The following is a 26,010-nucleotide window of genomic DNA, read 5'->3' as shown; positions in this document are numbered from 1 at the left end:
GGTTCATCCAATCGCGCAAGGCCCGAAGGTCCCCTGCTTTCCCCCGTAGGGCGTATGCGGTATTAGCCGTCGTTTCCAACGGTTATCCCCCTCGACCGGGCAGATCCCCAAGCATTACTCACCCGTCCGCCGCTCGCCGGCAAAAGTAGCAAGCTACTTTCCCGCTGCCGCTCGACTTGCATGTGTTAGGCCTGCCGCCAGCGTTCAATCTGAGCCATGATCAAACTCTTCAATTAAAGATTTGATGCTCAATGAATATCTGAATTGCTGCTATTTCTAGTGCACTTCACACAACATTGAAAAACAATATTTTTTTGTTTCCCAACATCCTGCGAGTGCCCACACAGTTTGCTTGATAAATTGTTAAAGAGCGTTGACCCTTCAGCGGGTCAGGGCTGCGTATTCTACGCAATCCTTGGTGTTCGTCAAGCGTTGAATCAAACTTTGTTTCGTGTTGTTTCAACCCTTGTGACCGTCGGCGTGTTCCGCCGTGTCAGTGAGGGCGCATTATAGGGAGCCGCCGATTTTGCGCAAGGGCTTTTTTAAATAAAAACTACCATTCGACCAAAAAACAAACCAAGCGTGCTTTTTTGCTCAATTTTCACCCTACCACCATATGTGACTGGCGAGAAAATCGTCGAAACATTGACAACACAAGGCCGCAAGCCCTCCACACTCATTCGGCACAATGAAAGTAAGGGAGCAGTTCAAGCCTGCTCCCTTACTTACCTAGTTGTGGCTTTCGGTTACTGATTCAACACCAGACCGTTGTCGTCGGCGTCCAGCGCCAGTGGCTTGCCGGGCACTACGCGGCCGGAAAGCATGGCCTGGGCCAGGGGGTCTTCCACCTTTTGTTGTATCGCCCGCTTGAGCGGCCGGGCGCCAAACAGTGGATCGAAACCGGCCGAGGCCAGTTTGTCCAGCAGGGCATCGGTGATGGACACCTGATAATCCATGCTCTCGAGCCGGCCTATCAACCCTTGCAACTGAATGCGGGCAATGTCCTTGATCTGCTCTCGGGCCAGGGGGTGGAACACCACGATTTCGTCAATCCGGTTGATGAACTCGGGCCGGAACTGATGCCCCAGCACGTCCATCAGCATAGACTTCATCTCGTCATATTCCCGGGAGGCGCTATGCTCCTGGATCAGATCCGAGCCGATATTGGAGGTCATGATCACCACGGTATTACGAAAATCCACGGTGCGCCCCTGGCCATCGGTCAGGCGACCGTCATCCAGCACTTGCAACAGAATGTTGAATACATCCGGATGTGCCTTTTCTACCTCATCAAGCAGGATCACCGAGTAGGGCTTGCGCCGCACCGCCTCGGTCAGATAACCGCCTTCTTCGTAGCCCACATAGCCGGGAGGCGCGCCCACCAGCCGGGATACCGCGTGTTTCTCCATAAACTCCGACATGTCGATGCGCACCATGGCATCGCGGCTGTCAAACAGGAAGTCGGCCAGGGCCTTGCACAGCTCGGTTTTACCCACCCCGGTGGGCCCCATAAACAAAAAGGAGCCGACCGGACGATTGGGATCCGACAGGCCCGCCCGGCTGCGACGAATGGCGTTGGCCACCGCATCCACCGCCTCATTCTGGCCGATCACCTGCTCATGCAGACTGTCTTCCATCCGCAGCAGCTTTTCCTTTTCCCCTTCCAGCATCTTGGCCACGGGAATGCCGGTCCAGCGCGACAGCACATCGGCAATCTCTTCATCGGTGACCCGGTTTTTCAGCAAATGCTGCTCCTGCATCTCGGCCTGGGCGGCCAAATCCAGTTGTTTTTCCAGCTCGGGAATACGGCCGTACTGCAGTTCGGACATACGCGCCAGATCACTGGCCCGCCGCGCCACTTCCAGCTCCTGGCGCACCTGCTCCAGCTCCGCTTTGATATGCTGAGTGCCGGCCAGTGCCGCCTTTTCGGAGGTCCACACCTCTTCCAGCTCGGCATACTCCTTTTCTTTTTCATCCAGCTCGTCACGAATAAGCTGCAGGCGCTTGCGGCTGCCTTCATCGTCTTCCTTGAGCAGGGCCTGCTCTTCCAGCTTGAGTTGAATGATACGCCGGTCCAGTCGGTCGAGTGGCTCGGGCTTGGAGTCGATTTGCAGGCGAATGCTGGAGGCGGCTTCGTCAATCAGGTCAATGGCCTTGTCGGGCAACTGGCGGTCGGCAATGTAACGATGGGACAGGGTCGCCGCCGCGACGATGGCCGGATCGGTGATCTGCACATGGTGGTGCAACTCGTAGCGCTCCTTCAGGCCCCGCAGAATGGCAATGGTGTCTTCCACCGTAGGCTCGTCGATCAGCACCTTCTGAAAACGTCGTTCCAGGGCCGCGTCCTTTTCCACATACTGGCGATACTCATCCAGGGTGGTGGCACCCACACAGTGCAGTTCCCCCCGGGCCAGGGCCGGCTTGAGCATGTTGCCCGCATCCATGGCGCCGTCGGCCTTGCCCGCTCCCACCATGGTGTGCAGCTCGTCGATAAAGAGGATCACCCTGCCCTCTTCCTTGGCGAGCTCGTTGAGCAGCGCCTTGAGTCGCTCTTCAAATTCGCCGCGATACTTGGCGCCGGCGATAAGGGCGCCCATGTCCAGTGACAGCACGCGCTTGTTCTTGAGCCCTTCCGGCACTTCGCCGTTGATAATGCGTTGCGCCAGCCCTTCGGCAATGGCGGTTTTACCCACACCGGGCTCGCCGATAAGCACGGGGTTGTTCTTGGTACGCCGTTGCAACACCTGAATGGTACGGCGTATTTCATCGTCCCGGCCGATCACCGGATCCAGTTTGCCCTGTTCGGCCCGTTCGGTGAGATCGATGGTGTATTTTTCCAGCGCCTGGCGGTTTTCCTCGGCGTTGGGATCGTTCACCTTCTGGCCGCCACGAATGTCGTCAATGGCCTTGGTGAGCTTGTCCTTGGCCAACCCGACCCGCTTGAGCAACTCGCCCAGCTCCCCCTTGTCGTCGAGAGAAGCCAGCAAAAACAACTCGGAAGAGATATAGGCGTCCTTGCGCTGCTGGGCCAGCTTGTCACACTGGTTGAGCAGCCGACCCAGTACCGGCGACACCTGCACGTCCATGTCGCCGCCGCTGACCTTGGGCAGGCGGTCGAGGGACTTGTCGAGCTCCACCCGCAGGGCATTGCCGTCAACGCCGGCAGACGTCAGCAGGGGTCGAATGGTACCGCCTTCCTGATTAATCATGGCCAGCAGCAAATGAGCCGGCTCAATGTAGGCATGATCCCGCCCCAGCGCCGTCGACTGGGCATCCTGCAGGGCGAGCTGGAATTTACTGGTAAGACGATCAAGACGCATCAGCTTTCTCCTTGAAACGCCCGCCAGGCGGGCATGCAGGCTTTAACACTGATACTAAGAATGGGGGCGAGTGGCCGGTTTTCAACCGGCCTTTATCGGCTTTTGCTAATCCAGCCAGATCAGTGACGCCATGCGGCCGGTCTGGCCATCGCGGCGATAGGAGAAAAACCGCTGAGTGTCGGAAACGGTGCAAAGCTCACCGCCATAGATGTGATGCACTCCCGCCGCCGCCAGTCGCAGTCGGGCCAGGTGGTAGATGTCGGCCAGCCACTTGTCACCCTGAGGCACAAAGGCGTCGGCCGCCAGCTCGGAGTGAGTGACAAAAGCCTCACGCACCTCTTCACCAACCTCAAAGGCCGTCGGTCCGATGGCCGGCCCCAGCCAGGCCAGCACCGACTCGGAATCCACTCCCATTTCCTGCAGGGTGGCTTCCAGCACGCCGGCGGCCAGGCCGCGCCAGCCGGCATGGGCCGCCCCCACGACGGTGCCTTGCTGATCGCAGAACAGCACCGGCAGGCAGTCGGCGGTCATGACAGTGCATACCTGTCCCGGAACGCGGCTGACCGCCGCATCGGCGGTCAGGTTGCCGTTATCCGCCGGCAGCGAGAGCACGCGAACGCCATGCACCTGCTCCAGCCATACCGGCTCGGACGGCAGATTAAGGCAGGCCGCCAGCCGCTCCCGGTTAGCACGCACCGAAGCAATATGATCGCCCACGTGCGAACCCAGGTTCAGGCTGTGCCAGGGCGCCTGGCTGACGCCGCCGGTGCGGGTACTCTGAGCGGCACAGACATTGGCCGGGGCCGGCCAGTCGGGCAGGATCAGATCCATACCAGATCATCCGGATGGGCCTCGGTGTCGGCGCGCAGCACGTCCACCAGCTTGACCATGTCATCGGGAATGGGCGCATGCCATTCCATCATCTCGCCGCTGATGGGGTGCTCCAGCCGCAACATCACCGCATGCAGGGCCTGACGCTTGAAACCACGGAGAAACTCCAGCAGCTCGGGCTCGGCGGCCCGGGGCGGCTTGAGCCGGCCACCGTAGACGGGATCACCCACCAGCGGGTGCTTGAGATGGGCCATGTGTACCCGAATCTGATGCGTACGGCCGGTTTCCAGCCGCAGCCGCAGCCGAGTGTGGGCACGGAACTTTTCCATCACCCGGTAATGGGTCACCGCCGGCTTGCCGCTCGGCACCACCGCCATCTGAATACGCTGGGTGGGGTGACGGCCGATATTGGCATCCACGGTGCCGCCGGCGGTCATGTGACCAATGGCCACCGCCTCGTATTCCCGAGTAATGTGCCGCGCCTGCAGGGCGCTGACCAGGTGAGTCTGGGCCGGCACCGTCTTGGCCACCACCATCAGGCCGGTGGTGTCTTTATCGAGCCGATGCACTATGCCGGCACGGGGCACCTCGACGATGTCCGGGCAGTGGTGCAACAGGGCGTTGAGCAAAGTGCCGTCCGGGGTACCGGCGCCGGGGTGCACCACCAGGCCGGCAGGCTTGTTGATGACCAGAATGTCGTCGTCTTCATAGACGATGTTCAGCTCAATGGCCTGGGGCTCGAACCGCACCTCGTCTTCCAGCTCGGCGTTCACCACCACCTGCTGGCCGGGCAGCACTTTTTCCCGCGGCTTGCTCACCACGGTGCCGTCCAGCCGTACCTGTTCCTGCTGAATCCAGGTTTTGATGCGGGAACGGGAATAATCGGGGAACATTTCCGCCAACGCCTGGTCCAGACGTTGACCGTATTGATGATCGGCGACCACGCCGTTCAGTTCGATATGCTGGCTCATGAAGACCACTGGTTACCAAAAAACATTTAATTGGTTATTCTAGCGGTTCTTGACGCTGAGCTTAATCAGTTTCCGAATTTTGCAATCACAATGGACTTTTCAATGGCGAAACAACGAAGCCTCTGGCTCACCCTGACACTGACACTGACCCTGGCGCTGGCCGCCACCGGCTGCTCCAGCACCAAAAAAGATGAAGTTCCGGATGAAGCGCCGGAAGTACTGTATCAGGATGCCCAGGCACGACTGCAGGCCGGAAACTTCATTCGCGCCGCCGAGCTGCTGGAGGCCATGGATGCGCGCTATCCGTTCGGCCCCTACTCCAACCAGGTGCAACTCGATCTTATCTATGCCTACTACAAGCAGGATGATGCGGTGCGGGCGCTGGCCAATATCGACCGCTTTATTCGCCTGAACCCCAACCATCCGAGCATCGACTATGCCCGCTACATGCGCGGCCTCACCAATATGTCGGCGGACTACAACTTCTTTCAGAACCTGTTCAACGTCGACCGGGCCGACCGGGATCCCGGCTATGCCCGTCAGGCCTTTGCCGATTTTCGCCAGCTGCTGCGCCAGCACCCCGACAGCGTGTATGCCGCCGACGCCAAGGCGCGCATGATTAGCCTGAAAAACCGCCTGGCCCGCCACGATCTGGCCGTGGCCGAATATTACGTCAAGCGCAAGGCCTGGCTGGCCGCCGCCAACCGTGCCAAGTTCGTGGTGGAGTCTTATCCCGACACCGAGCAACTGAAGCCCGCCCTGCAGATCATGCAACAAGCCTATGATGAGCTCGGCCTCACCGGCATGGCCAGCAACGCCCGGGCCGTGCTCAAGGCCAACTATCCGGCCGGCTAAGCCATCTCGGGCAAACAATAAAAAACCCGCATTAGCGGGTTTTTTATTGTCTCGGCGTCAGTCCGGCAGCGACTCCAGAAAGCGCAGGCTGCGAATGCCATACCAGCACAAGGGTTCGCCGTCGACCAGCACCGCGTCCAATTGCAGCTCTTGCCTTACCCTGGTCAGCTTGCCGGCATAGGGATAGGGCTCGCTGGCACACAGCAACACCGGCTGGTGGTGCGCCAGCCAGTCCTGTGTTACTTCCGGATAACGCTCACCTGGGGTGAGCAGTGGATAGCCCAGGTGGGCGAACAGGGAGTGAATAAAGGTGTCTCGCCCTACCGTCATCCAGGGCTTGCGCCAGATAAGATACACCCAAGGGCGCTCGCTGCCGAGCACCGCGGGTTCGCTGGCCCCGGCGTCGGGCAGCAGCGGCAGATCCTTAATGGCACAGGCCAAAGTACGCGCCAGCACGTGGCGATAACGCTCGGCCATGTGCCACAGGGCGTTACAATCCAGGGCCTGCGCCAGCTGCTCCAGTGCCGCCGGCATGGCCTGCACCGAGGTCACGTCCGTAGCCACCCAGGGGTAAGGGCAGCTGTCAGCCATGACCCGAGTATTTTCTTCCCGGTCGAACACCACCAGATCCGGCACCAGTGCCGCTACCTTTTCCCAGTTTACATCCTTGGTGCCGCCTACCACGGGGATATCGCTTACCCTGTCTGCAGGGTGCACGCAGTAACGAGTACGACCCACCACCCTAACCCCGGCTTCAAGCAGAGTTTCGGTCCAGGACGGCACCAGGCACACCACCCTCATGCCGCGCCGTTTTCCGGCTGTCCGAAATAGGCGGCAAGAAAGTCGTCAAAGCTGACCGCATCGGCACTTTCGATCTTGCGCTGACGGGCCTGAGAGCGGGCACCCTCTTCATCAAAGTAATTGTCATCCCAATAGCGAGGGGAAATCTGACCGAAGTGCTCGCGGTAACGACGGGAAAGGTCGAGCCCAAAGGGCAGAATATCGATGTCATTCTGTTTCAGCTCGCGCAGTACCCTGGCCGACAGGGTCAGTTCCGGATCGCGCATGGCCGCCAGTTGCTGCTGGTGCGCCTTGCGATAACAGCCCCGGCCACAGCAGGCATCCAGCAATTCCGCCACCTCGGCCAGCTCGGCAAAATAACGCTCACCCAGTTCGGCGATAGGCAGCGCCTCACCACCGAATGCTTCCATCATCAGTCCGGGTTTGCGCCCTTCCAACACCACCCGGTTGAAGTTGCGCCGGTTAAGGGTGATTTCTTCCTCACCCAGGGGCGCCGACGGCGTGAGCAGGCACCACAGCAAAAAGGTATCGAGAAAGCGGATCTGGCCCGACTCAATGCCCACCGGCGAGAAGGGGTTGACGTCCACCGAACGCACCTCAATGTATTCTACCCCCCTGGCGTCCAACGCCTCGGACGGCTTCTCGCCGCTCTCGGCGGTGCGCTTGGGACGAATGGGCGCATAAAGCTCATTTTCAATCTGCAGCACGTTGTCGTTGAGCTGGCGGTACTCGCCATTCACCTTGACGCCGATACGGGAAAACTCGGGGGCATGGGTACCAATGGCCCGGCGCAGGCTGGCCACGTACTGATCCAGGCCATCCAGAGAAATATTGAGCCCCGCCTGGGCATTGTTGGTGTACCCCAGGTCCGACATGCGCAGTGAAGTGGCATCAGGCAGGTAGAGGGTTCCCTTACCCAGCCGTTCAAAGGGCAGCTTGTGCTCGCGTCCCTGCAGGAAGGAGCCACACAGGGCAGGCGAGGCTCCAAACAGGTAGGGGATCAGCCAGCCAAAACGGTAAAAGTTGCGTACCAGTCCCAGGTAGGCATCGGACACGAAGTCCTGCAGGTAACGGCCGTTGCCTTCCAGTTCGTGCCACTCCACCCAGAAACTGTCGGGCATGGAGAAGTTGAAGTGCACACCGGAAATCACCTGCATGCTGCTGCCGTAACGGTGATGCAGACCCTGGCGATACAGGGTTTTCATGCGACCCACGTTGGAGCTGCCGTATTGCGCCAGGGGAATATGGGCATCGGGTTTCAGCAGGCAGGGCATGCTCAGGGGCCAGAGCTGCTCGCCGCCCAGGTGACGCATGGTGTAACGGTGAATGTCACTGAGCTGGGCCAGCAAGGTTTCTACCGAATCCGATACCGGCGTAATGAACTCCATCAGGGACTCGGAAAAGTCAGTGGTGATATGGGCGTGGGTCAGGGCCGAGCCCAGCACATGCGGATGGGGCGTATGTGCCAGCTGACCCTCGGGGGTAATGCGCAGGCTTTCACGCTCAATGCCGCGTCGAATGCCCTTGATGGCCGGCAGTTTGTCGGAACGCTGAAACGCCCGCAGGCGATGCTGCAGGCAGGCTGTTGTTTTGGTCATTGTCATTCGCTCGTTGGCACGGCACCACCTGAGTGGTGCCGTGGGAGGCCGGGCCCCGTCATTTAATAGTCAAATCGTGCACTGGAAGATTGAGTTGTGCCAGCGATTTTTCAAGTTTTGCCTTGTCGCCGGCCACCACCACCACCATTTTATCGGGGTCCAGCCAGCGCCGAGCCTGCTCGGTCAGGGCGTCGGCATCCACCTCGGCCACAATGTGTTGCTGTTGCGACAGATAGTCGGGAGAGAGCTCCAGCATTGCCAGATTGAGCAGGAAACCGGCCTTTTTACCCAGGGTTTCATAGCTCAGGGCGTCCTGCTGGGAATAGCTGCTCTTGAGGTAGGCCAGCTCCGCCGGCGTGGGGCCTTCGGCGGCAAACCGGTTCATCTCCAGCAGAATTTCCCCAATGGCGCCGGCGGTGGCATCGCCACGCACGTCCCCGGCCACTACAAACACCCCCGCCTCACGGTTGCCGCTGAAGTAGGAATAGGCGCCGTAGGTGTAGCCCTTGTCCTCCCGCAGGTTCTGGTTGATGCGACTGTTAAAGTTGCCCCCCAGGTTGTAGTTCATCAGCTGGCCGTAAAAATAGGGACCGGTGGCGTCTACCGGCAGGGCGCGCCGGCCGATACGCAGCACCGACTGCACCGAACCCGGCATGTCGATCACATAGATGCCCGGTTCGGCGGGCTGCTCGGGTACATTCACCGCGGGCAGTGTGGCGGCATCTCCCTGCCACCGAGTGAGGAAGGCAAAGTCCTGCTTCGCCTGCTCGGGGGTGAGATCCCCGGCGATCATCACATGGCCGTTTTTGGGGTTGTAATAACGCTGATAAAACGCCTTCACCTGCGCCAGGGTGAAGTCCTTTACATGTTCGGGCAGGCCGTCGTCGGGCTGGCCCAGGCGGCTGTTGCCATACATCAGCTGATTAAAGCCCTGTCGAGCCAGCCAGGACGGCTGGTTGCGGCTCTGAGCCATGGACTCCAGCAGTCGTGCCTTAACCTTGTCCAGATCCTCCTGGCGCAAGCCAGGCTGAAACAGCAGCTCTTCCACCAGCGCCAGGGTCTGAGGCAGGGTTTCAGTCAGGCTGGTCACCTCAATCAGGTTGGTATAGAAGCCGTTGCGCACGCTGATACTGGCCCCCAGCCGCTCCAGCGCCTCGCTGAAGTCACCGTTGCTGAGCCGCTCGGTGCCCTGATTCATCATGGCGGCGGTGAGCGCAGCCAGACCGGCTTCGCCCTCGCCCTCGGCGCGCTGGCCACCGGGCAGAGCCAGGATCACCGACACCGCCGGAATTTCATCATTGACCGTACCCAGCAGCCGAATATTGTCGCCCAGCGTCTCCCGCCACAGCGGCGGCGCCGAAATGGCCACCGGCTTGCCAGCCTTTGGCATCTGGCTGCGGTCAAAGTTGTCCTGCACGGTGCGCAGGGGCAGTTCGTCGATATGCTGCCACTCGGGCAGGTTGCGCTCTGGCGTCACATAGTCGGGTGCCGCCGCCTGCCATTCGGTTTTGCCCTCGGGCACCACACTCAGCACCGCATGGGGCTTGTTTTGCAGATAACGCTCATAGGCGGCGCCGACTTCATCGGGGCTGGTCTTCTCCAGCTGGCGCCAGGCATTGATGGCATACAGGGGGTCTTCCTGCAGCACCTGGCCCAGTGACAGCTGCCGAGCCTTGCCTTGTGCACTGTCGAGGCCAAGGATCAGGTCGGCGCGCAACTCGGTCACCGCCTTGGACACGTCGTCGGCCTGAATGCCACGCTCCACCACACCGTTGATAATGCGTTCCACGTCTTCCTTGAGCGGGGTCAGATCACCGTTCCGGGACGGGTTGGCATAGGCCCACACACTGAAGGTACAGGCCAGTTCGGAACAATAGTGTCCGGCACCGGCGCTGACCGCCTTGCCGGTTTCTACCAGTTCCTGGTAGAGCAGCGAGCTCTTGCCGCCCCCCAGCACATTGGCAAGCACGTCCAGGGCGGCTTCGTCCTGATGCCCCAGCCAGACGGTGGGGTAGGACAGATACAACATGGGCATGCGAATGCGCGGATCTTCCAGGGTCTGGTGGCGATTGCGCTCAAGCTTGGCCGGCGCCGGTTCGGCCCGTTCAACCTCGGGGCCCGCGGGAATGGGGGCAAAATATTTATCCACCCATTGCAGGGTCTGCTCGGTGTCAAAGTCACCGGAGATCACCAGGGTAGCATTGTTGGGACCGTACCAGCGCAGAAAGAAAGCCTTGAGATCGTTCACATCGACCCGATCGAGATCTTCCAGATAGCCGATGGTGGGCCAGCTGTAGGGATGATCCCGCGGGTAGAGTAGTTCGTCCATACGCTCTCCCACCAGGCCATAGGGCTGGTTGTCGATACGCTGGGCCCGTTCGTTCTTCACGGTGTCACGCTGAATCTCGAACTTGCGCTGGCTTACCGCCTCCAGCAGAAAGCCCATGCGATCGGCTTCCAGCCAGAGCACCTTTTCCAGGTGGTTGGCGGGCACAGTTTCAAAGTAATTGGTCCTGTCCTGATTGGTGGTGCCATTCATGGTGCCGCCGGCCTCGTTGATCAGGCGAAAGTGCTCCTGATCCCCCACATGCTTTGAGCCCTGGAACATCATGTGTTCAAAGAAGTGGGCGAAGCCGGTCTGATCCGGCTCTTCCCGGGCCGAGCCCACGTGGTAGGTCACCTCCACGTGCACCAGGGGATCTGAGTGATCGGGGTTAAGCAGCACCGTCAGCCCGTTGTCGAGCCGGTATTTCTCGTAGGGAATAACCAGCTCGTCCTGGCCTGATTCAACCTTTTCCACCAGGGTGGGCGCCGCCTGGGTGGCCAGGGGGCACAACAACAGCAACAAGGACCAATACTTCATGCAGTTTCCTTAAATCAGCAACAACGACCGATCAGCCTCGCAGCAACAGCTTGCCCCGAGTATGACCGGCTTCAATCTGGCGGTGCGCCTCGGCGCCGTCGGCCAGGTCAAACACTTGACTCACTTCCACCCGCAACCGGCCTTCGGCAACCGCCTTGGCCAGCATGGCCAGCTGCTCCGAATCGCTTTCCTTGAGCATGCCGGTGGCATTCAGGCCACGCGCCTTGGCGGCGGCAATCACCTTGTCGGCGGTAATGGTGGGCACGGTCACCACACGGCCATTTGGTTTCACCTGAGACACAAGTGACTCGCCGGAAGTTCCCCCCACCAGATCCAGCAGCAGATCCACCGGCTCGATGGCCGCGACTGCCGCCTCATCGTGATAGTCCACGACCTCATCGGCGCCCAGCCCCTTGACGAAGTCATGGTTGCCGGAAGATGCCAGCGCCACCACTGTGGCTCCCAGCCCCCTGGCCAGCTGCACCGCCAGGTGTCCCACCCCGCCGGCGGCGGCCGAGATCAGTACCCGCTCCCCCGCCTGCAGGGCACCGTGCCTGGTCAACCCTTGCCAGGCGGTGGTGCCGGCCAGGGCCAGGCCAGCGGCCATGTCGTCGGGCACCTCGTCGGGCAGAGGCATCATTTCATCGCAATTCACTACCAGCTCCTCGCTGTAGGCGCCCCCCCGAACCAGCCCAAAGGCCCGATCCCCCGGCAGGAAACGGCACACTTCGGAGCCCACTTCCAGCACTTCACCCATCACCTCGAACCCTGGCGACCAGGGCAGGCTGTCCTTGATGGCCTGGGCGCCCCAGCCCAAGCCGGCCCGGGTTTTGGCATCGATGGGGTTCACCCCGGCATAGCGCATTTTCAGGCGCAGCTGATTGGCAGCCAGCGGCGGATGCTCAGCCTCGACCAATGTCAGTTGCTCGGGACCGCCAAAAGCGGAAATCACCAGTTGTTTCATGTTGGGCTCCTTTTCCATGTGAGGCTTGTTGAGGCAGCACATTACCACGGTCTGACGCTGGTCAGAAAGCCGGTTGGCGTGATGCCGCGCCCTTGCTACAGTGCAATGAAGCATAGACGACAACCCCTGAGGGATTGCCATGACCCGATTGTTTCTGCTGCCGTTGATCCCGGCCCTGCTGTGGTTTTTATTTCTGCAATATCACCGCATTCCCATCAAAAAAGGTGCCAGGGGGTTTTACTGGATCATGGGGCTGGGCTGGGGGCTGGCCGGCTTGCTCAGCCTGATGATGGTGCTCACCCGCTAATCTTGTAAGGAGTAAGGTGCCAGGAGTGAGGAGCTTTTTATCCCCTCCCACCTTACTTCTCACCCCTCACGATGTTTACCAGTAGTTCTCCATCAGGATCTGACCGGGTTTGCGGCGCAGGTGTTTCTGCAGGCCCTTGTTTTTCAGCTCGGTAATGGTGTCCCGCACCATTTGCGGGTTGCCGCAAAGCATCACTCGGCTGTGTTCGGGCGAAAAGCCCAGGCCGGTGGCTTGCTCCAGGCTGCCGTCGGCAATGGCATGGGTAATGCGCCCGGCCTGCGCGCCGTCGGCGTCTTCACGAGATACGAAAGGAAGATATTGAAACCGGGTCCGCCCCTCGGTGAGATCGGCAATGCGGCGGCGGTAGCCCAGCTCATCGGCAAAGCGCACGCCGTGCACCAGCACGATATTTTCGAATTGCTGCCAGCAACGGCCGTCGGCCAGGATGGACACAAAAGGCCCCACTCCGGTGCCGGTGGCCATCAGCCACAGATCCCGCCCGGCCGGCACTTCGTCCAGGGTCAGAAAGCCGGCGGCGGTGCGCTGCACCAACAGCTCGTCACCTACCTTGAGGCCGGCCAGATGGGGAGTAAGTTGCCCTTTCGGAATGGTGATCAGATAAAACTCGGGGTCCTGCCCGGGAGCGTTTACATAGGAATAGGCCCGGGCCACCTTTTTATCTTCGGTGTGCAGAGCCAGCTTGGTGAACTGACCGGCGGTGAAGGGGGCCACCTCGGCGTCCACCACCAGTGAAAACAGATTGTCGGACCAGGTTTTACGGGCCTTCACCCGTCCGGTGATCCAGTCTGCCATAGTGCGCCCTCCTGCAGTGTTTATTCCACTTTAGCCGGAACGCGGGCAATAAAAAACCCGCGACCTGCGCGGGTTTTTTCAAGCGACCATCGGGCTTAGGCAGCAACTACCTGCAGCTTGACGGTGGCCTTGACGTCGGCGTGCAGCTGCACACCCACTTCGTACTCGCCTACGTTGCGCAGTACGCCGTCGTACAGGCGAACTTCGCTCTTGGCAACTTCAACACCGGCAGCGGTGATGGCGTCGGCCACGTCGCGGGCACCGATGGAGCCAAACAGCTTGCCTTCGTCACCGGACTTGGACTCGATAACAACGGCTTCCAGGGCAGACAGCTGGTCGGCGCGAGCCTGGGCAGCAGCCAGCTGCTCGGCCAGCTTGGCTTCCAGCTCGGCGCGGCGGGCTTCAAAAGCCGCTACGTTGTCTTTGGTGGCCAGTACTGCTTTGCCCTGGGGCAGCAGGTAGTTACGAGCGTAACCGGACTTGACGGTAACCTGGTCACCCAGGCCGCCCAGCTTGGCGATTTTATCCAGCAGAATTACTTGCATGATTACCTTTCCTCTTTACAGGTACGAGTTAGGCCGCTGCTTACTTGTGCAGATCGGTGTAAGGCAGCAGGGCCAGGTAACGAGCGCGTTTGATCGCACGAGCCAGCTGGCGCTGATATTTAGCGCGGGTGCCGGTGATGCGGCTCGGTACGATTTTACCGGACTCGGTGATGTAGTTCTTCAGGGTAGCGATGTCTTTGTAATCGATCTCGGTAACACCATCAGCGGTGAAACGGCAGAACTTACGACGACGGAAATAACGTGCCATGATTCTCTTCCTCTACTAAAACGTGAATTACTCGGCAGCGGCTTCGGCGCGAGCATCGTCGCGACGGGGCTGACGCTCTTCCTTGGCCTTGGCCATTTCGGAAGGCTCGGTAACGGCCTGCTTAGTGCGCATGATCATGTTGCGCAGCACGGCGTCGTTGTAGCGGAAGTTGGTTTCCAGCTCGTCGATCACAGCCTGGTCGGCTTCAACGTTCATCAGAACGTAGTGAGCCTTGTGCAGCTTGTTGATCGGGTAAGCCAGCTGACGACGGCCCCAGTCTTCCAGACGGTGGATCTGACCACCGGCGGTGGTGATGGCGCCGGTGTAGCGCTCGATCATGCCGGGAACCTGTTCACTCTGGTCGGGGTGAACCATGAATACGATTTCGTAATGACGCATGGATTGCTCCTTACGGGTTATAGCCTCGGCGCGGGCTCAGTCACACCAGCGGAGGCAAGGAACTTGGGTTTTATGACTGATTTCAAGGCGGCGTAGTTTAAGGGATAACCAGCCAGGCGGCAAGGGAATATATTGGTGAGGCGCGAGGAATAAATTTCAGAAAATACTCTCCAACTGTTTTTCTCCTCACCCCTCTCTCCTTCCTCCTCACGGCGTCAGCGCAGTCTGCGCTGCAATCCGATGGCGGCGATCACGATAAGTGCGCCCAGATAGACGTTCCAGTCGGGAAACTCGGCAAACAGCACCATGCCCATCAGGGTGACGAAAATCAGCCCCGAATATTCGCTGGCGGCGATCTTGCTGGCGTCGGCCATGGCATAGGCCATGATGCAGATGCCCTGATAGATAATGCCCACCAGGGTGGCGCCCACCAGCAGCCACCAGACCTCGCCGGGAATGGGCTGCCAATCCGGCAGCGCCAGCGCCAGGCTGGCGGGAATGGCCAGCGCCTGGGTCATGAACAGGGTGGCCAGCACCGAGCGCCCTTTCGGCAGCCGACGTACCAAGACATTACTGGTCGCCATCGACAGCGCGGTGAGCAACGCCACCCAGCCGGCCCAGTGTCATTCGGCGGGGTTGAGCACCACCAGAATGCCGCCAAAGCCGAGCAGGCTGACACCATAGGTGGCCGGGCGCACCTGTTCCCGGCTTATCAGTGCCGCCAGCGGCAGGGTCAGCAGGGGGGCGGCGTAGAACACCGCATTGGCGGTGGCCAGGGGCAGATAAATCAGGCTGACGAACACACAGACGGAGCCCATCAGCAGCAGGTGACCGCGCAGGAAGTGGATTTTCCACTGGCCCCAGCCTCGGCGCGCCGGGGCCAGCCGCCACCAGAACGGCAGCAGTAACAGCGAGGTCATGGTAAAGCGCAGAAACACGTACTGATAGGGGCTGATCTGACTCTGGCCCATCAGTTTGACCAGCACGTCGCCAAAGGAAATCATCAGGTTACCGAGCACCAGCAAAAAAATAGCCAGCAGCTGACTGTCAGCCCGCATTCGGCCCACTAGCTGTTGCATGTCAATTCCATCACCCGATTAGCCCCGTCTTATTTCTTGTGAGGAGTGAGGGGTAAGGAGTGAGGTCTCTCCCCTCTCCCCTCACTACCATTACCCGCGCTGGCGCACCATTTCAAACAGGCAGACGCCGGTGGCCACCGACACGTTCAGGCTGGACACCGAGCCCGCCATGGGAATGCTCACCAGCTCGTCGCAATGTTCCCGGGTCAGGCGGCGCATGCCCTTGCCCTCGGCCCCCATCACCAGCGCCAGCGGCCCGGTCAGTTTGGCCTGATAGATGCCGTGATCCGCCTCGCCGGCGGTGCCCACCACCCACACGCCCTTGTCCTGCAAGGCACGCAGGGTGCGCGACAGGTTGGTCACCTGAAACAGCGGCACCACTTCGGCGGCGCCGCAGGCTACCTTGCGCGCCACCGGGGTCAGGCCGGCAGACTTGTCCCGGGGCACGATCACGCCGTGCACCCCGGCGGCATCGGCGGTGCGCAGGCAGGCCCCCAGGTTATGCGGGTCGGTGACCCCGTCCAGCACCAGCAGCAACGGCGTGTCGGTGCGGGCCAGCAGGGCATCGAGATCCGCCTCGTTCAGTGCAGGCTGCGCCTTGACCCGGGCCACCACCCCCTGATGCTGGGCACCCCCGGCCTTGCCGTCCAGAGTCTGCCGGTTGGCCAGCTGGGCACGCACCCCCACCTGCTGCAGCTGATTTTGCAGCTGTTGCAGGCGGGCGTCGTCCCGCCCCTTGAGCAGCCAGACTTCCAGAATGTTCTCGGGGTGATTTTCCAGGGCGGCGTTCAGGGCGTGAATGCCGAAGATCAGTTCACTACTCATGTAAATTCTCGGGATTGAAGCATGAGGATGAGGGGCCAGACCGCCCCCTCATCCCGGGTTTAATTAACGGCGCTTGCGACCACGACTGCGGTTGCGGGAGCGGGGCTTGTCACTCTTTTCACCTTTTTCGGCCTTGTCGCCACCCTTGCCGCCGGTGGGCTTGGCACGCTTGCGCGACTTCAGGTTCTTGGCGCCCTTGCCACCGTCAAATTCGGCCTTTGGGCCCTCTTCCACCAGCTCAAAGTCAATCTTGCGCTCGTCCAGGTTCACCGCCATCACCTTGACCCTGATTTTGTCGCCCAGACGGTAGCGACGGCGGAAGTTCTCGCCAATCAGCTGCTGACGGGCCGGATCGAACTGGTAATAGTCGTTCTGCAGGCTGGAAATATGCACCAGGCCATCAATGTGGAACTCATCGAGACGCACAAAAAAGCCAAAGCCGGTGACGTTGGCGATGGTGCCACCGAATTCACTGCCCACGTGATCCAGCATGTATTCGCACTTGAGCCAGTCGGCCACGTCGCGAGTGGCGTCGTCGGCCCGGCGCTCGGTCATAGAGCAGTGTTCGCCCATGGGCGCCACCTGGTCATACTGGTAGGGCACGCCACCGGTCTTGCTGCTGCCACCGCCGTGCATCTTCGCCAGCTGGGCCTTGATGGCACGGTGCAGCACCAGATCCGGATAGCGACGAATGGGCGAGGTAAAGTGGGCATAGGACTTCAGCGCCAGGCCAAAGTGCCCGTTGTTTTCGGCCTGATACACCGCCTGCTTCATGGAACGCAGCAGCATGGTCTGAATCAGTTCGGCGTCGGGCCTGTCCTTGATCTGCTCGGCCAGCAGGGCGTAATCCGCCGGCTCCGGCTCCAGGCCGCCTTTCAGCTCCAGGCCCAGTTCACCGAGGAAGCTGCGGAAACCGGTAAGCTTTTCCTCACCCGGCTTGTCGTGCACCCGGAACAGGGCGTGGGCTTCCTGCTTTTCAATAAAGCGGGCGGCGGCCACGTTGGCCATGATCATGCACTCTTCGATGATCTTGTGGGCGTCGTTGCGCACCAGCGGCACAATGCGCTCGATCTTGCGCTGGGGGTTGAACACGAAGCGGGTTTCCTCGGTTTCAAACTCCACCGCGCCGCGCTGGTGACGGGCTTCCTTCATCGCATGATACATGCGGTTCAGCTCTTCCAGGTGCGGCACCAGGGGCGCGTAACGCTCCCGCAGGGTCTCGTCCCCTTCCAGCATGGCCGCCACCTTGGTGTAGGTGAGACGGGCATGGGAGTTCATCACCGCTTCGTAGAATTTGAAGCCGGACAGCTTGCCGGTGGCGGAGATGGTCATTTCCGCCACCATGCACAGCCGGTCTACCTGAGGGTTGAGGGAGCACAGGCCGTTGGACAGCACCTCGGGCAGCATCGGAATCACCTGCTCGGGGAAATACACCGAGTTGCCGCGCTGATAGGCTTCGTCGTCCAGGGGCGAGTTCGGGCGCACATAATAAGACACGTCGGCAATGGCCACCCACAGGCGCCAGCCGCCGGAGCGCTTGGGCTGACAGTAGACCGCATCGTCAAAGTCGCGGGCATCTTCGCCGTCGATGGTGACCAGCGGCAGCTCGCGCAGATCCTTGCGACCCAGCTTGGCCTCTTCCGGCACTTCCTCGGTCAGCTTGGCGATCTGCTGTTTGACCGCGTCCGGCCACACATGGGGAATATCATGGGTACGCAGGGCGATCTGAATTTCCATGCCCGGATCCATGGTCTCCCCCAACACCTCGATGACCTTGCCGATGCCGGTCATGCGCTTGGTCGGGCGCTGGGTAATGGTGATCACTACCACCTGCCCCATGCGCGCGCCCATGGTTTCCCCCTGGGGAATGAGAATGTCCTGGGCAATGCGGCTGTCGTCGGGCACCACATAGCTAACGCCGTTTTCCACGAAATAGCGGCCCACCACGTCCAGGCTGCGGGACTCCAGCACTCTGACCAGGCGGGCTTCGCGCCGACCGCGGGAATCAAAGCGCAGGGGCTGCACCAGCACATAGTCGCCGTGCATCACCGCATCCATCTCGCGCTGGGCCAGGAACAGATCGTCGCCGCCGTCTTCCGGGCGCACAAAGCCAAAGCCGTCTCTGTGACCGATCACCTGGCCCTTGATCAGGTTCAGTTTGTCGGGCAGGGCGTAACACTTGTTGCGGGTAAACACCAGCTGGCCGTCGCGCTCCATGGCGCGCAGGCGCCGGCGCAGGGCTTCTTCCTGCTCCTCGCCGGCCAAATCCAGTTCGGCGAACAGTTCGTCCCGATTGGCCGGGGTGCCGCGCTGCTTGAGGTGCTCAAGAATAAATTCCCGGCTGGGAATGGGGTTTTCGTATTTCTCGGCTTCCCGCTGCTGGAAAGGGTCTTGTTGTTGTGACATAAGAGGGTCCGTTTGAGCACTGTGATGAAGGGTTTATATCAACAGTGTAAGAATAACAAGTGACAACACGCCCGGTTAGACATTAACCGGGCGTGTTGGGATTGAGGGAAGCCGCCGGGCATTAGAGGTTTTTCAGCATTTCTTCCGGCAGTGCCAGGCTCTGGTTGCTGTTGATGCCAATGCCCCGCTCGAGAATATTGCGGGCGATGGCCTTGGCCTCGTCCAGGGAGTGCATCACATAGGTGCCGCACTGATACTCGTTGAGCTCGGGGATCTGGGACTGGTTTTCCACCTTGAGCACGTCTTCCATCGCCGCCTTCCAGGCCGCGGCCACGCGCTGCTCGTTGGGCGCGCCTACCAGGCTCATGTAAAAGCCGGTGCGGCAACCCATGGGGGAAATGTCGATGATCTCCACACCGTCGCCGTTGAGGTGGTTGCGCATAAAGCCCGCGAACAAGTGCTCCAGGGTATGAATGCCCTTTTCGGACAGGATTTCCTGGTTGGGCAGGCAGAAACGCAGGTCAAACACGGTAATGGTGTCGTCGTGGGGCGTGGCCATGGTCTTGGCAACCCGCACCGCCGGGGCTTCCATACGGGTGTGATCTACGGTGAAACTGTCCAGCAGTGGCATGGGCGTACTTCCTCAATTCAAATTCAATCAATCATTGTGGCAAAAAAACCACAAGGTTAAAACAAGGGACTGGAGATTAGGGGCTCGGGACCGGAATACGCCTTCGCCCCCAGCCCCGTTTCACCGCTTCCCCTTCCCGCAGTTTACACCGCTTCTTCGTTCTGCTCGCCGGTACGAATACGGATCACCTGGCCCACGTCGAGCACGAAAATCTTGCCGTCGCCGATCTTGCCGGTGCGGGCGGTGCTTTCAATGGCCTCAATGCAGGACTCTACCAGCTCGTCCTGCACCACCAGCTCCAGCTTGACCTTGGGCAGAAAGTCCACCATGTATTCAGCGCCACGATACAGCTCGGTGTGACCCTTCTGGCGGCCAAATCCCTTTACTTCCGATACCGTCATGCCGGTAATACCACGCTCGGCCAGGGCCTCGCGCACATCGTCGAGCTTGAAAGGCTTGATAATGGCTTCAATTTTTTTCATCGGTGGCTCCTTTACCAGTTAGTTTTGCCAAATCCCGAGGTGATGGGGTAGCGCCTGTCCTTGCCGAAGTTACGCGCCGTGATGCGCGGACCCACCGCACTCTGGCGGCGCTTGTATTCGTTGATGTCCACCAGTTTGATCACTCGGCGCACGTCGGCTTCATCAAAGCCGGCGGCCAGCAGATCAGCCAGGGATTTGTCCTGCTCTACATATCCCTCGAGAATGGCGTCGAGCACATCATAGGGCGGCAGGCTGTCCTGGTCGAGCTGATCCGGCGCCAGCTCCGCCGACGGCGGCCGGTCAATCACCCGCTGCGGAATCACATAACCCAGGGTATTGCGGTAGCGGGACAGTTCGAACACCAGGGTCTTAGGCACGTCCTTGATGGGGGCAAAACCGCCCACCATGTCGCCATACAGGGTGCAGTAGCCCACCGCCACTTCACTCTTGTTGCCGGTGGTCAGCACCAGGCGGCGGCGTTTGTTGGAAATGGCCATCAGCAACACGCCGCGAGAACGAGCCTGCAGGTTCTCTTCGGTGGTGTCGCGCTCGGTACCGGCAAACATGGGTGCCAGCTGGCCCATAAAGGCATCAAACATGGGCTCGATGGAGACGATATCAAACTCCACGCCCAGGTGCTCGGCTTCCTCTTTGGCGTCTTCCACGCTGATCGATGCGGTGTAGCGAAACGGCATCATCACCGCCTGCACTCTGTCCTTGCCCAGGGCATCCACGGCGATGGCCAGGGTCAGGGCCGAGTCGATGCCGCCGGACAGCCCCAGCACGGCACCGTTAAAGCCGTTCTTGTTGACGTAATCCCGGGTCGCCAGCACCAGCGCCTGATAGACCTCGGCCAGGGGCTCCAGTGCGGGTTGTATGGTACCGGGCACGGGCGCGCCCTGCTCAACAGTCACCAGTGCCAGCGTGTCGGCAAAGGCCGGCAGGCTTTGGGTAAGTTCTCCCTCGGCGTTGAACACCTTGGAACGGCCGTCAAACACCAGCTCATCCTGGCCGCCCACCTGATTGAGGTAGACCAGCGGCAGGGCGTTGTCGCGGCTGCGCTGGGCCAGCAAATCCTTGCGAATCCAGGCCTTGCCCTTGTGATAGGGCGAGGCGTTGAGGCTGAGCACCAGCTCGGCGCCGGCGGCCTTGGCCGCGGCCATGGGAGCCGGCTCCCACACGTCTTCGCAGATCAGCAGGCCAAGCTTGTGACCCTTGAACTCGATCACGCAGGGCTCGGTGCCGGCGGCAAAATAGCGTTTTTCGTCAAACACGCCGTAATTGGGCAGTAGTTGCTTGAAATAACGGCCCAGCAGCTTGCCCTGGTAAAAGAAGGACGCGGCATTGTAAAGCCTGCCGCCGTCGCGCCAGGGGTGGCCGACCACCAGGGCGACGCCCTGGCTGGCGGCAGCCAGCTCGGCCAGGGCGGTGTCGACCCGAGTGTGCAGATCGTCGCGATACAGCAGATCTTCCGGCGGATAGCCGGTCACCGCCAGTTCGGGAAACAGCACCAGCTCGGCGCCCTGCGCGGTCGCCTCGCTGACGGCGGCCAGCATCAGTTGGGTATTGGCTTCAATGGCGCCGACGGTCGTATTGAGCTGGGCCAGCGCCAGGGTGAGATGTGAGGACATGGTTTGCCTGTGTTCTATCCAGAAATTGCAAGCATGATACAAAAAAAGGCGCCGGAGTTACCAGCACCGACTTAGGCCAATGGCCCTAGGGTGTACAGGTTACGGCACCGTAATCTGTTATGTGCTTACTGATCTGCAAGACACAGGGAATATTACCACTGGTAATATCAAGCGTACTTAAACTGATAGTATTAGGGTTAGTGGTGCCGGCATTAAACACAAAGTTACTGTTATTTGAATTTTCGCTGAAGGTTACCGTTGCCCCCACCCCAGCCGAAACTGTGCACTGATAACGGGCCGTCGCCACATCAGCGTCTTTAACAACAGTACAGTCACTATTAACACCAAGGCCATCTGTCACAGTGACAACCGTTTTTCCGAAGTCATTTTTAGAGCAAGAAACAGCCATGGTGGAATTGTTATTCTGTGTAGTTAAGCATTGAATCACTCCATCAAAAGTAACCTCTGAAATTGAACCCTCTACCACCGCCACATTCAGAGCAGAAGTAAATACATTACTACCATCAAAGGCAGATATGGCATTACCTCCCGTCAGGCCACTATTATAGCGTTTCATTTCTGCACTTACTGACACGGGCAGATTCAGCAATGTAATCAGCTCCCCTGTCACATACCCCCGGGAATAGGTACCAAAGTAATCACTCCCAGGATCAACGATTGTATTGATATTTTCATTGGTTACATCCAGGTGAATATCATCTGCCACACTCAACTTCCAGTCAGCCAACAGGGTGACATTCACATCATTAAATGCGACTCTGGCAAGCCAGTTGTCATCGTTAAAGTCAACCTTATCCAGCAAACCCTGAGGCAGAAGATCCACATAAACAGCTCGGGCAGCAAATTGATAAGATGATCCTAAGAATAAAACGGTTAAATCATCAAAGGAAGCCTGTTGCTCGGCCGTACCATTGGCAGACAGCCAGTCTGGATAACTTATCGCCTTGTGATCGGCGGTTTGCGTTCCCGCCTTTAGCTCTGATATATAGGCCTGCACTACATTTTTGATATAACCTTGATAGAGCGTGACATTGGTGGCATCTGCCAGATAGCCGGGAGGGAAGACGTTCAGGGAGATCAGATTCCAGTCTGGCATGACCTGATAATAACCATCAATCCGTAACATCCGGCAGGACTCAAAATATGTGCTCCCTGAATGCATATGCCCCTTGTTAAACTGGTTGTAATTATCGGCAAAAAGGTTACTGGAAGGCACATCGTAATGGTTATTGCAGCAAGTTATACAATTCTCATTACTGCTATCACCCCAACCTTTATCCGCCAGCCCACCATTTTCCCAATACAGACCCTGAGCCAGGGCGATGGGAGCGGCCGGCTTCCTGGTGGACTTGGTGTCGCTCTGCGTTTCACAGGTACAATATAACGTTCTGCTGTCACTTTTTATCAGGCTGTCGCCGCTCGCATCATAGGTAACAGCATCAAAACTCACCATAACATCATTACCCTTCTTACTGATTTCAGGCGCCGGCTTGGTAGTCTCCTGTTTAATGCCCGAGCCGGGATCGATGACCATGGCGATAACATCCGGTAGCGCCCCTGGCGTATGTGCTACTTTTGGTCCGCCCTTGCCGGAGCCAAAGCTATCGCCACTGGTGCCAAAGGGACCGCCACTGGTGGGGGTGTTGGGAGCAATCACCGAGTCCAGAGAAAAGCTGTGTGCTTCTCCCGCATCGGTCCAATTCACGGTCACAGCCACCTGCTTTTTACCGGTATCCTGAACACTGGAAGACGGCGTAACCCAGTCTAGGCTGACACTGTTCCAGGAATACGTTGTGACTGCCCAACTGCGCCCATAGGCGATATCGTTCAGACTGATACTGTCGCTGCCGTTGGCGATGGCATCAAAGCCGGAGCGGGTCTGAAACCGACGCAGCTCGTCCAGTTTAGATTCCGCCAGACGCATGGCCACTTCCCGACTGCGGCCATCCCGGCTGTATTCAAGATAGCTTTTGTTCAATTGCAGCAAAGTACCGGCAGTGGCCGCCACAATAATAAAGGCGAGCATGACTTCGATCAGGCCAAATCCGTGTTGCCGTTTCATGGCGTCTCCTGTTACCAGTCTTTCCAACTGCCGGGGATAATCATCAACTTAACGAAGGGACTGCCACTGCCCCCGCTGGTATTGCCATCACAATAACTCAAGTTACAGATCACACCCTGGTCGTAGACCGCATCAAAAGTACCATTGAGGTTATCGCCGCCATGGTTAGTGGTAATGGCTCCAAATATTTTGGCATTTCCGTTTAACTTTAAGGTGTAACCAGGGGCTGAGATCGGGTCGGAATCATAAGAGAACAGCAGACCGTAAAACTGGTTGCCGCCGTTTGCCACGATATTTGCATCTTTAACCAAGGCAATAACCGGTTCATCGGTTGAGCTGGTGATATCATCAATATCACAGTCACCTGCGCCTTCCACAATATAAAAACCAGGTGAAACAATACTGCTGCAGCTTGATACGATGGCGGTAGCCATGGCTTCCAATTTTTCCCATTCATCGTCACCAAAACCAAATACATAGCTGAGCAGATCGGTTGGAAAATCGGCATCATTATCCACCACATCCGAGTCTAAAGTCACGGTGCCACCGCTTTTAGTGCTGAGCGTATCAGTGCAACCAGAGCCGTTGTAATCCCCCAACTGACAGGTTTGCATACTCCCACCACCGGCAATATCCTTCCCGGACCAGACCGATACAGGAACCCCCGGACCACCTCCATTGGGGTTAGCCACCACCGTCATGTTGCCACTGATCCCCGTGCTGGCTCCACCAATCAGCAAGGGCGCCGCCGGCCCTGCGTTGGCAGGGTTGAGTATGCTGCGCCTCACCACCTGCACACTGACTGTGGTACCCCCGCCACCGGCAAGGGTAGCCGCCGACTCCAGTTGCCAGGCATTGGGAATAGGGCTGTCCTGGATTATTGAGACCTGATAAGTAGCCGTGGCCGCCGAGGTGGCAAGCGTGCCCGAGGCACTGGACACAGCCGGATCGACCTTGAGTATTGCCATTGCGTCGGCGATGCCTTTTTCCGCCGCCGCCAGAGCCACCCGATATTCGATTTCGTTCAGGGTGATGCGCTTGTCGGAGACCAGCACCTTGCCAATAAAAACCGACACCGCCACTAGCAGCGACACCAACACCAGAGTGATGGTCAAAGTGGCAAAACCTTTTTCCTTGTTAGTAGCCATCATTTCTCAGCTTGATCTCCCGTTGCAGGCTCACTGACAACGCCGGCCGGTTGATATGGGACGCGCTTAGACTAAGCCGAATGGTGCGCATGCCGGTGGCACTGCTGCCCGACACCAATTCAAAGCTCAGGTCATCAACCAAAATTTCACTTTCAGATATAAACCTTGGCCAGTTACTACCAGAGTTACATAAAGTGGAAATATTGGTGGCTTTATCATTGGAAGCATCGCACTTTCCCGCAGAGCTTGTACTTCGGCACTGCAGCTCTTTATCTGCAGAGTCATAACGGTACGCCTGTACAACCTCCCCATCATCCCAGTATTTAATACGAATACAGTCCGGCGCACTGGCGCCGCTGGAAGCGTATAGATCATCGGTGATGGAAAATACCAGGGCTTCGGCGGCAAATGCCGCCGAAGTATCTCCATTCATTCCTTGAGCAGCACTAGGGTGATATCCCGCCCTTTGAATATCTCGCACCATCATATCGGTTACCGCTTGAACATCCTGATTCAACCGCGACAACATCAAGGTGGTATTTCCGGATACGATCACCGAGGAAAACAGCGACAGGGCTCCGGCCACCACCAGCAAACCGGCCACCAGCGAGATCAACATTTCAACCAAAGTCATTCCCTGCTGGCTTCGAACCACTAACATGATGGGACTCCTAGCAAATCATCGGCAGAGCAGGTCCTGATACGGCCGGTATTGGAGGTTTTAAGCTCCATCATATAGTTACCATTAGAAAGCTGCACATTACCGCTGGAGAGACTGTTTCGCCTCGGACCAAACGTGAGGAGGCTGGGAGAATAGGACGCGGTAAGCACCATATACGGATAATGCTGACTGCTCACAGTCTCAATGATATCACCGGTACAATCATCGGAGTCGTGTAGTGAATAGCTCCAGTTTGCAGCGCCCGAGTTGGTGAAGCACACCGTTACTTCCCGGTTGCGCTTGATGGCTTCACTGCGGGCCTGTTGCAGGTCGGCATATATCGCCATGCCAGCACTGCGTACCGTGAATTGCTCACGCAAGCTCTGAAAGCCAGGCACGGCCAGGGTAGTCAGCAGCGTCATCACCACCAGACCAATCAGCAGTTCAATCAAGGTCAGGCCGCGCTGTATTCCGATCATGCCAATTGCATCCTTCAAAAGGCAGGTCTCCATTGTGGCCCAAACTGAAG

General features: G+C 58.9%; 24 protein-coding genes and 1 rRNA gene. 2 read left to right on the top strand and 23 right to left on the bottom strand.

Features of this window, described 5'->3' with window-relative positions:
* The 4 genes from OJHNALOF_RS10135 to rluD all read right to left on the bottom strand — a co-directional run.
* Positions 1-236, bottom strand: a 16S ribosomal RNA gene (locus tag OJHNALOF_RS10135); the annotation flags it as partial.
* A 510-nt stretch (positions 237-746) separates the two neighbouring features.
* A complete protein-coding gene (gene clpB, locus OJHNALOF_RS10130; RefSeq protein ID WP_165661956.1) occupies positions 747-3,320 on the bottom strand; it encodes an ATP-dependent chaperone ClpB in 2,574 nt (857 codons plus the stop codon).
* Between the two features lie 105 nt (positions 3,321-3,425).
* Positions 3,426-4,151: a purine nucleoside phosphorylase YfiH gene (gene yfiH / locus OJHNALOF_RS10125; protein WP_165661955.1), complete on the bottom strand. Its 726-nt coding sequence runs from the start codon at positions 4,149-4,151 to the stop codon at positions 3,426-3,428.
* Positions 4,142-5,122 (bottom strand): 23S rRNA pseudouridine(1911/1915/1917) synthase RluD, encoded by a 981-nt coding sequence (rluD, locus tag OJHNALOF_RS10120; RefSeq protein ID WP_094201313.1) that lies wholly within the window; start codon positions 5,120-5,122, stop codon positions 4,142-4,144. The genes yfiH and rluD overlap by 10 nt, the downstream gene beginning before the upstream one ends.
* Positions 5,123-5,224: 102 nt before the next feature.
* Between rluD and OJHNALOF_RS10115 the strand changes: the two genes are divergently transcribed.
* Positions 5,225-5,977: an outer membrane protein assembly factor BamD gene (locus OJHNALOF_RS10115; protein WP_165661954.1), complete on the top strand. Its 753-nt coding sequence runs from the start codon at positions 5,225-5,227 to the stop codon at positions 5,975-5,977.
* A 57-nt stretch (positions 5,978-6,034) separates the two neighbouring features.
* On the opposite strand, the gene OJHNALOF_RS10110 is transcribed toward OJHNALOF_RS10115, so the two are convergent.
* Genes OJHNALOF_RS10110 through OJHNALOF_RS10095 form a run of 4 tightly spaced genes read right to left on the bottom strand, consistent with a single transcriptional unit; the run spans position 6,035 to position 12,203 of the window.
* The gene (locus tag OJHNALOF_RS10110; protein WP_165661953.1) at positions 6,035-6,778 is read right to left on the bottom strand and encodes a helical backbone metal receptor; all 744 of its coding nucleotides are present in this window, start codon (positions 6,776-6,778) and stop codon (positions 6,035-6,037) included.
* Positions 6,775-8,376: a glutamate--cysteine ligase gene (gshA, locus tag OJHNALOF_RS10105; protein ID WP_165661952.1), complete on the bottom strand. Its 1,602-nt coding sequence runs from the start codon at positions 8,374-8,376 to the stop codon at positions 6,775-6,777. The genes OJHNALOF_RS10110 and gshA overlap by 4 nt, the downstream gene beginning before the upstream one ends.
* Before the next feature lie 58 nt (positions 8,377-8,434).
* Positions 8,435-11,239 carry a pitrilysin family protein gene (locus tag OJHNALOF_RS10100; RefSeq protein ID WP_165661951.1) on the bottom strand — a complete coding sequence of 935 codons (2,805 nt, stop codon included), beginning with the start codon at positions 11,237-11,239 and terminating at the stop codon, positions 8,435-8,437.
* 31 nt (positions 11,240-11,270) lie between these two features.
* Complete coding sequence (locus tag OJHNALOF_RS10095) at positions 11,271-12,203, bottom strand: NADP-dependent oxidoreductase (protein WP_165661950.1); 933 nt, start codon at positions 12,201-12,203, stop codon at positions 11,271-11,273.
* A 139-nt stretch (positions 12,204-12,342) separates the two neighbouring features.
* On the opposite strand from OJHNALOF_RS10095, the gene OJHNALOF_RS10090 reads away from it, so the two are divergent.
* Positions 12,343-12,510, top strand: a complete 168-nt coding sequence (locus OJHNALOF_RS10090) for a hypothetical protein (RefSeq protein ID WP_165661949.1) — start codon at positions 12,343-12,345, stop codon at positions 12,508-12,510.
* Positions 12,511-12,585: 75 nt separating this feature from the next.
* Here OJHNALOF_RS10090 and OJHNALOF_RS10085 read toward each other — a convergent pair whose 3' ends face one another.
* The 15 genes from OJHNALOF_RS10085 to OJHNALOF_RS10020 form a co-directional block, all read right to left on the bottom strand.
* Positions 12,586-13,323 (bottom strand): ferredoxin--NADP reductase, encoded by a 738-nt coding sequence (locus OJHNALOF_RS10085; protein ID WP_165661948.1) that lies wholly within the window; start codon positions 13,321-13,323, stop codon positions 12,586-12,588.
* 95 nt (positions 13,324-13,418) lie between these two features.
* On the bottom strand, positions 13,419-13,868 hold the full coding sequence (gene rplI, locus OJHNALOF_RS10080) for a 50S ribosomal protein L9 (RefSeq protein ID WP_014291461.1): 450 nt from the start codon (positions 13,866-13,868) through the stop codon (positions 13,419-13,421).
* Between the two features lie 40 nt (positions 13,869-13,908).
* Positions 13,909-14,136: a 30S ribosomal protein S18 gene (rpsR, locus tag OJHNALOF_RS10075; protein WP_014291460.1), complete on the bottom strand. Its 228-nt coding sequence runs from the start codon at positions 14,134-14,136 to the stop codon at positions 13,909-13,911.
* 27 nt (positions 14,137-14,163) lie between these two features.
* Entirely contained in the window at positions 14,164-14,535 is a 372-nt protein-coding gene (gene rpsF / locus OJHNALOF_RS10070; RefSeq protein ID WP_014291459.1) for a 30S ribosomal protein S6, read from the bottom strand.
* A 215-nt stretch (positions 14,536-14,750) separates the two neighbouring features.
* The gene (locus OJHNALOF_RS17005) at positions 14,751-15,143 is read right to left on the bottom strand and encodes an EamA family transporter (protein WP_370462315.1); all 393 of its coding nucleotides are present in this window, start codon (positions 15,141-15,143) and stop codon (positions 14,751-14,753) included.
* Between the two features lie 15 nt (positions 15,144-15,158).
* On the bottom strand, positions 15,159-15,614 hold the full coding sequence (locus tag OJHNALOF_RS17000; protein ID WP_240919699.1) for an EamA family transporter: 456 nt from the start codon (positions 15,612-15,614) through the stop codon (positions 15,159-15,161).
* 90 nt (positions 15,615-15,704) lie between these two features.
* Positions 15,705-16,439, bottom strand: coding sequence for a 23S rRNA (guanosine(2251)-2'-O)-methyltransferase RlmB (rlmB, locus tag OJHNALOF_RS10060; RefSeq protein ID WP_165661947.1), 735 nt, complete (start codon positions 16,437-16,439; stop codon positions 15,705-15,707).
* Between the two features lie 63 nt (positions 16,440-16,502).
* On the bottom strand, positions 16,503-18,845 hold the full coding sequence (gene rnr / locus OJHNALOF_RS10055; RefSeq protein WP_094201323.1) for a ribonuclease R: 2,343 nt from the start codon (positions 18,843-18,845) through the stop codon (positions 16,503-16,505).
* A gap of 121 nt (positions 18,846-18,966) precedes the next feature.
* Positions 18,967-19,476: an S-ribosylhomocysteine lyase gene (luxS, locus tag OJHNALOF_RS10050; RefSeq protein ID WP_165661946.1), complete on the bottom strand. Its 510-nt coding sequence runs from the start codon at positions 19,474-19,476 to the stop codon at positions 18,967-18,969.
* 143 nt (positions 19,477-19,619) lie between these two features.
* Complete coding sequence (glnB, locus tag OJHNALOF_RS10045) at positions 19,620-19,958, bottom strand: nitrogen regulatory protein P-II (protein ID WP_019936040.1); 339 nt, start codon at positions 19,956-19,958, stop codon at positions 19,620-19,622.
* Positions 19,959-19,969: 11 nt separating this feature from the next.
* Positions 19,970-21,589 (bottom strand): NAD+ synthase, encoded by a 1,620-nt coding sequence (locus OJHNALOF_RS10040; RefSeq protein ID WP_165661945.1) that lies wholly within the window; start codon positions 21,587-21,589, stop codon positions 19,970-19,972.
* Positions 21,590-21,674: 85 nt separating this feature from the next.
* Positions 21,675-23,672, bottom strand: coding sequence for a type II secretion system protein (locus tag OJHNALOF_RS10035; RefSeq protein ID WP_094201326.1), 1,998 nt, complete (start codon positions 23,670-23,672; stop codon positions 21,675-21,677).
* Between the two features lie 11 nt (positions 23,673-23,683).
* Positions 23,684-24,823, bottom strand: a complete 1,140-nt coding sequence (locus OJHNALOF_RS10030; RefSeq protein ID WP_094201327.1) for a PilX N-terminal domain-containing pilus assembly protein — start codon at positions 24,821-24,823, stop codon at positions 23,684-23,686.
* Positions 24,810-25,481: a PilW family protein gene (locus tag OJHNALOF_RS10025; protein ID WP_206063659.1), complete on the bottom strand. Its 672-nt coding sequence runs from the start codon at positions 25,479-25,481 to the stop codon at positions 24,810-24,812. Before OJHNALOF_RS10025 ends, OJHNALOF_RS10030 begins: the two co-directional genes overlap by 14 nt.
* Positions 25,475-25,960 (bottom strand): GspH/FimT family pseudopilin, encoded by a 486-nt coding sequence (locus OJHNALOF_RS10020; RefSeq protein WP_094201478.1) that lies wholly within the window; start codon positions 25,958-25,960, stop codon positions 25,475-25,477. Before OJHNALOF_RS10020 ends, OJHNALOF_RS10025 begins: the two co-directional genes overlap by 7 nt.
* Between the last annotated feature and the right edge of the window lie 50 nt (positions 25,961-26,010).

Origin of the sequence: Oceanimonas sp. MB9 (assembly GCF_011319775.1) — a bacterium.
Lineage (GTDB): Bacteria > Pseudomonadota > Gammaproteobacteria > Enterobacterales > Aeromonadaceae > Oceanimonas > Oceanimonas doudoroffii.
Note: the sequence above shows the minus strand (reverse complement) of the source record. Positions and strands in the feature narration are given on the sequence as shown.

Bases quoted from the DNA above. Each gene is read 5' to 3' on its own strand.
- OJHNALOF_RS10025 (WP_206063659.1), bottom strand. From the start codon at position 25,481: ATGTTAGTGGTTCGAAGCCAGCAGGGAATGACTTTGGTTGAAATGTTG.
- OJHNALOF_RS10020 (WP_094201478.1), bottom strand. From the start codon at position 25,960: ATGATCGGAATACAGCGCGGCCTGACCTTGATTGAACTGCTGATTGGT.
- OJHNALOF_RS10115 (WP_165661954.1), top strand. From the start codon at position 5,225: ATGGCGAAACAACGAAGCCTCTGGCTCACCCTGACACTGACACTGACC.
- clpB (WP_165661956.1), bottom strand. From the start codon at position 3,320: ATGCGTCTTGATCGTCTTACCAGTAAATTCCAGCTCGCCCTGCAGGAT.
- OJHNALOF_RS17000 (WP_240919699.1), bottom strand. From the start codon at position 15,614: ATGCAACAGCTAGTGGGCCGAATGCGGGCTGACAGTCAGCTGCTGGCT.
- OJHNALOF_RS10090 (WP_165661949.1), top strand. From the start codon at position 12,343: ATGACCCGATTGTTTCTGCTGCCGTTGATCCCGGCCCTGCTGTGGTTT.
- OJHNALOF_RS10035 (WP_094201326.1), bottom strand. From the start codon at position 23,672: ATGAAACGGCAACACGGATTTGGCCTGATCGAAGTCATGCTCGCCTTT.
- rnr (WP_094201323.1), bottom strand. From the start codon at position 18,845: ATGTCACAACAACAAGACCCTTTCCAGCAGCGGGAAGCCGAGAAATAC.
- OJHNALOF_RS10030 (WP_094201327.1), bottom strand. From the start codon at position 24,823: ATGATGGCTACTAACAAGGAAAAAGGTTTTGCCACTTTGACCATCACT.
- rpsF (WP_014291459.1), bottom strand. From the start codon at position 14,535: ATGCGTCATTACGAAATCGTATTCATGGTTCACCCCGACCAGAGTGAA.
- OJHNALOF_RS10085 (WP_165661948.1), bottom strand. From the start codon at position 13,323: ATGGCAGACTGGATCACCGGACGGGTGAAGGCCCGTAAAACCTGGTCC.
- OJHNALOF_RS10095 (WP_165661950.1), bottom strand. From the start codon at position 12,203: ATGAAACAACTGGTGATTTCCGCTTTTGGCGGTCCCGAGCAACTGACA.
- gshA (WP_165661952.1), bottom strand. From the start codon at position 8,376: ATGACCAAAACAACAGCCTGCCTGCAGCATCGCCTGCGGGCGTTTCAG.
- rluD (WP_094201313.1), bottom strand. From the start codon at position 5,122: ATGAGCCAGCATATCGAACTGAACGGCGTGGTCGCCGATCATCAATAC.
- luxS (WP_165661946.1), bottom strand. From the start codon at position 19,476: ATGCCACTGCTGGACAGTTTCACCGTAGATCACACCCGTATGGAAGCC.
- OJHNALOF_RS10100 (WP_165661951.1), bottom strand. From the start codon at position 11,239: ATGAAGTATTGGTCCTTGTTGCTGTTGTTGTGCCCCCTGGCCACCCAG.
- rpsR (WP_014291460.1), bottom strand. From the start codon at position 14,136: ATGGCACGTTATTTCCGTCGTCGTAAGTTCTGCCGTTTCACCGCTGAT.
- rlmB (WP_165661947.1), bottom strand. From the start codon at position 16,439: ATGAGTAGTGAACTGATCTTCGGCATTCACGCCCTGAACGCCGCCCTG.
- yfiH (WP_165661955.1), bottom strand. From the start codon at position 4,151: ATGGATCTGATCCTGCCCGACTGGCCGGCCCCGGCCAATGTCTGTGCC.
- glnB (WP_019936040.1), bottom strand. From the start codon at position 19,958: ATGAAAAAAATTGAAGCCATTATCAAGCCTTTCAAGCTCGACGATGTG.
- OJHNALOF_RS10040 (WP_165661945.1), bottom strand. From the start codon at position 21,589: ATGTCCTCACATCTCACCCTGGCGCTGGCCCAGCTCAATACGACCGTC.
- OJHNALOF_RS10110 (WP_165661953.1), bottom strand. From the start codon at position 6,778: ATGAGGGTGGTGTGCCTGGTGCCGTCCTGGACCGAAACTCTGCTTGAA.
- rplI (WP_014291461.1), bottom strand. From the start codon at position 13,868: ATGCAAGTAATTCTGCTGGATAAAATCGCCAAGCTGGGCGGCCTGGGT.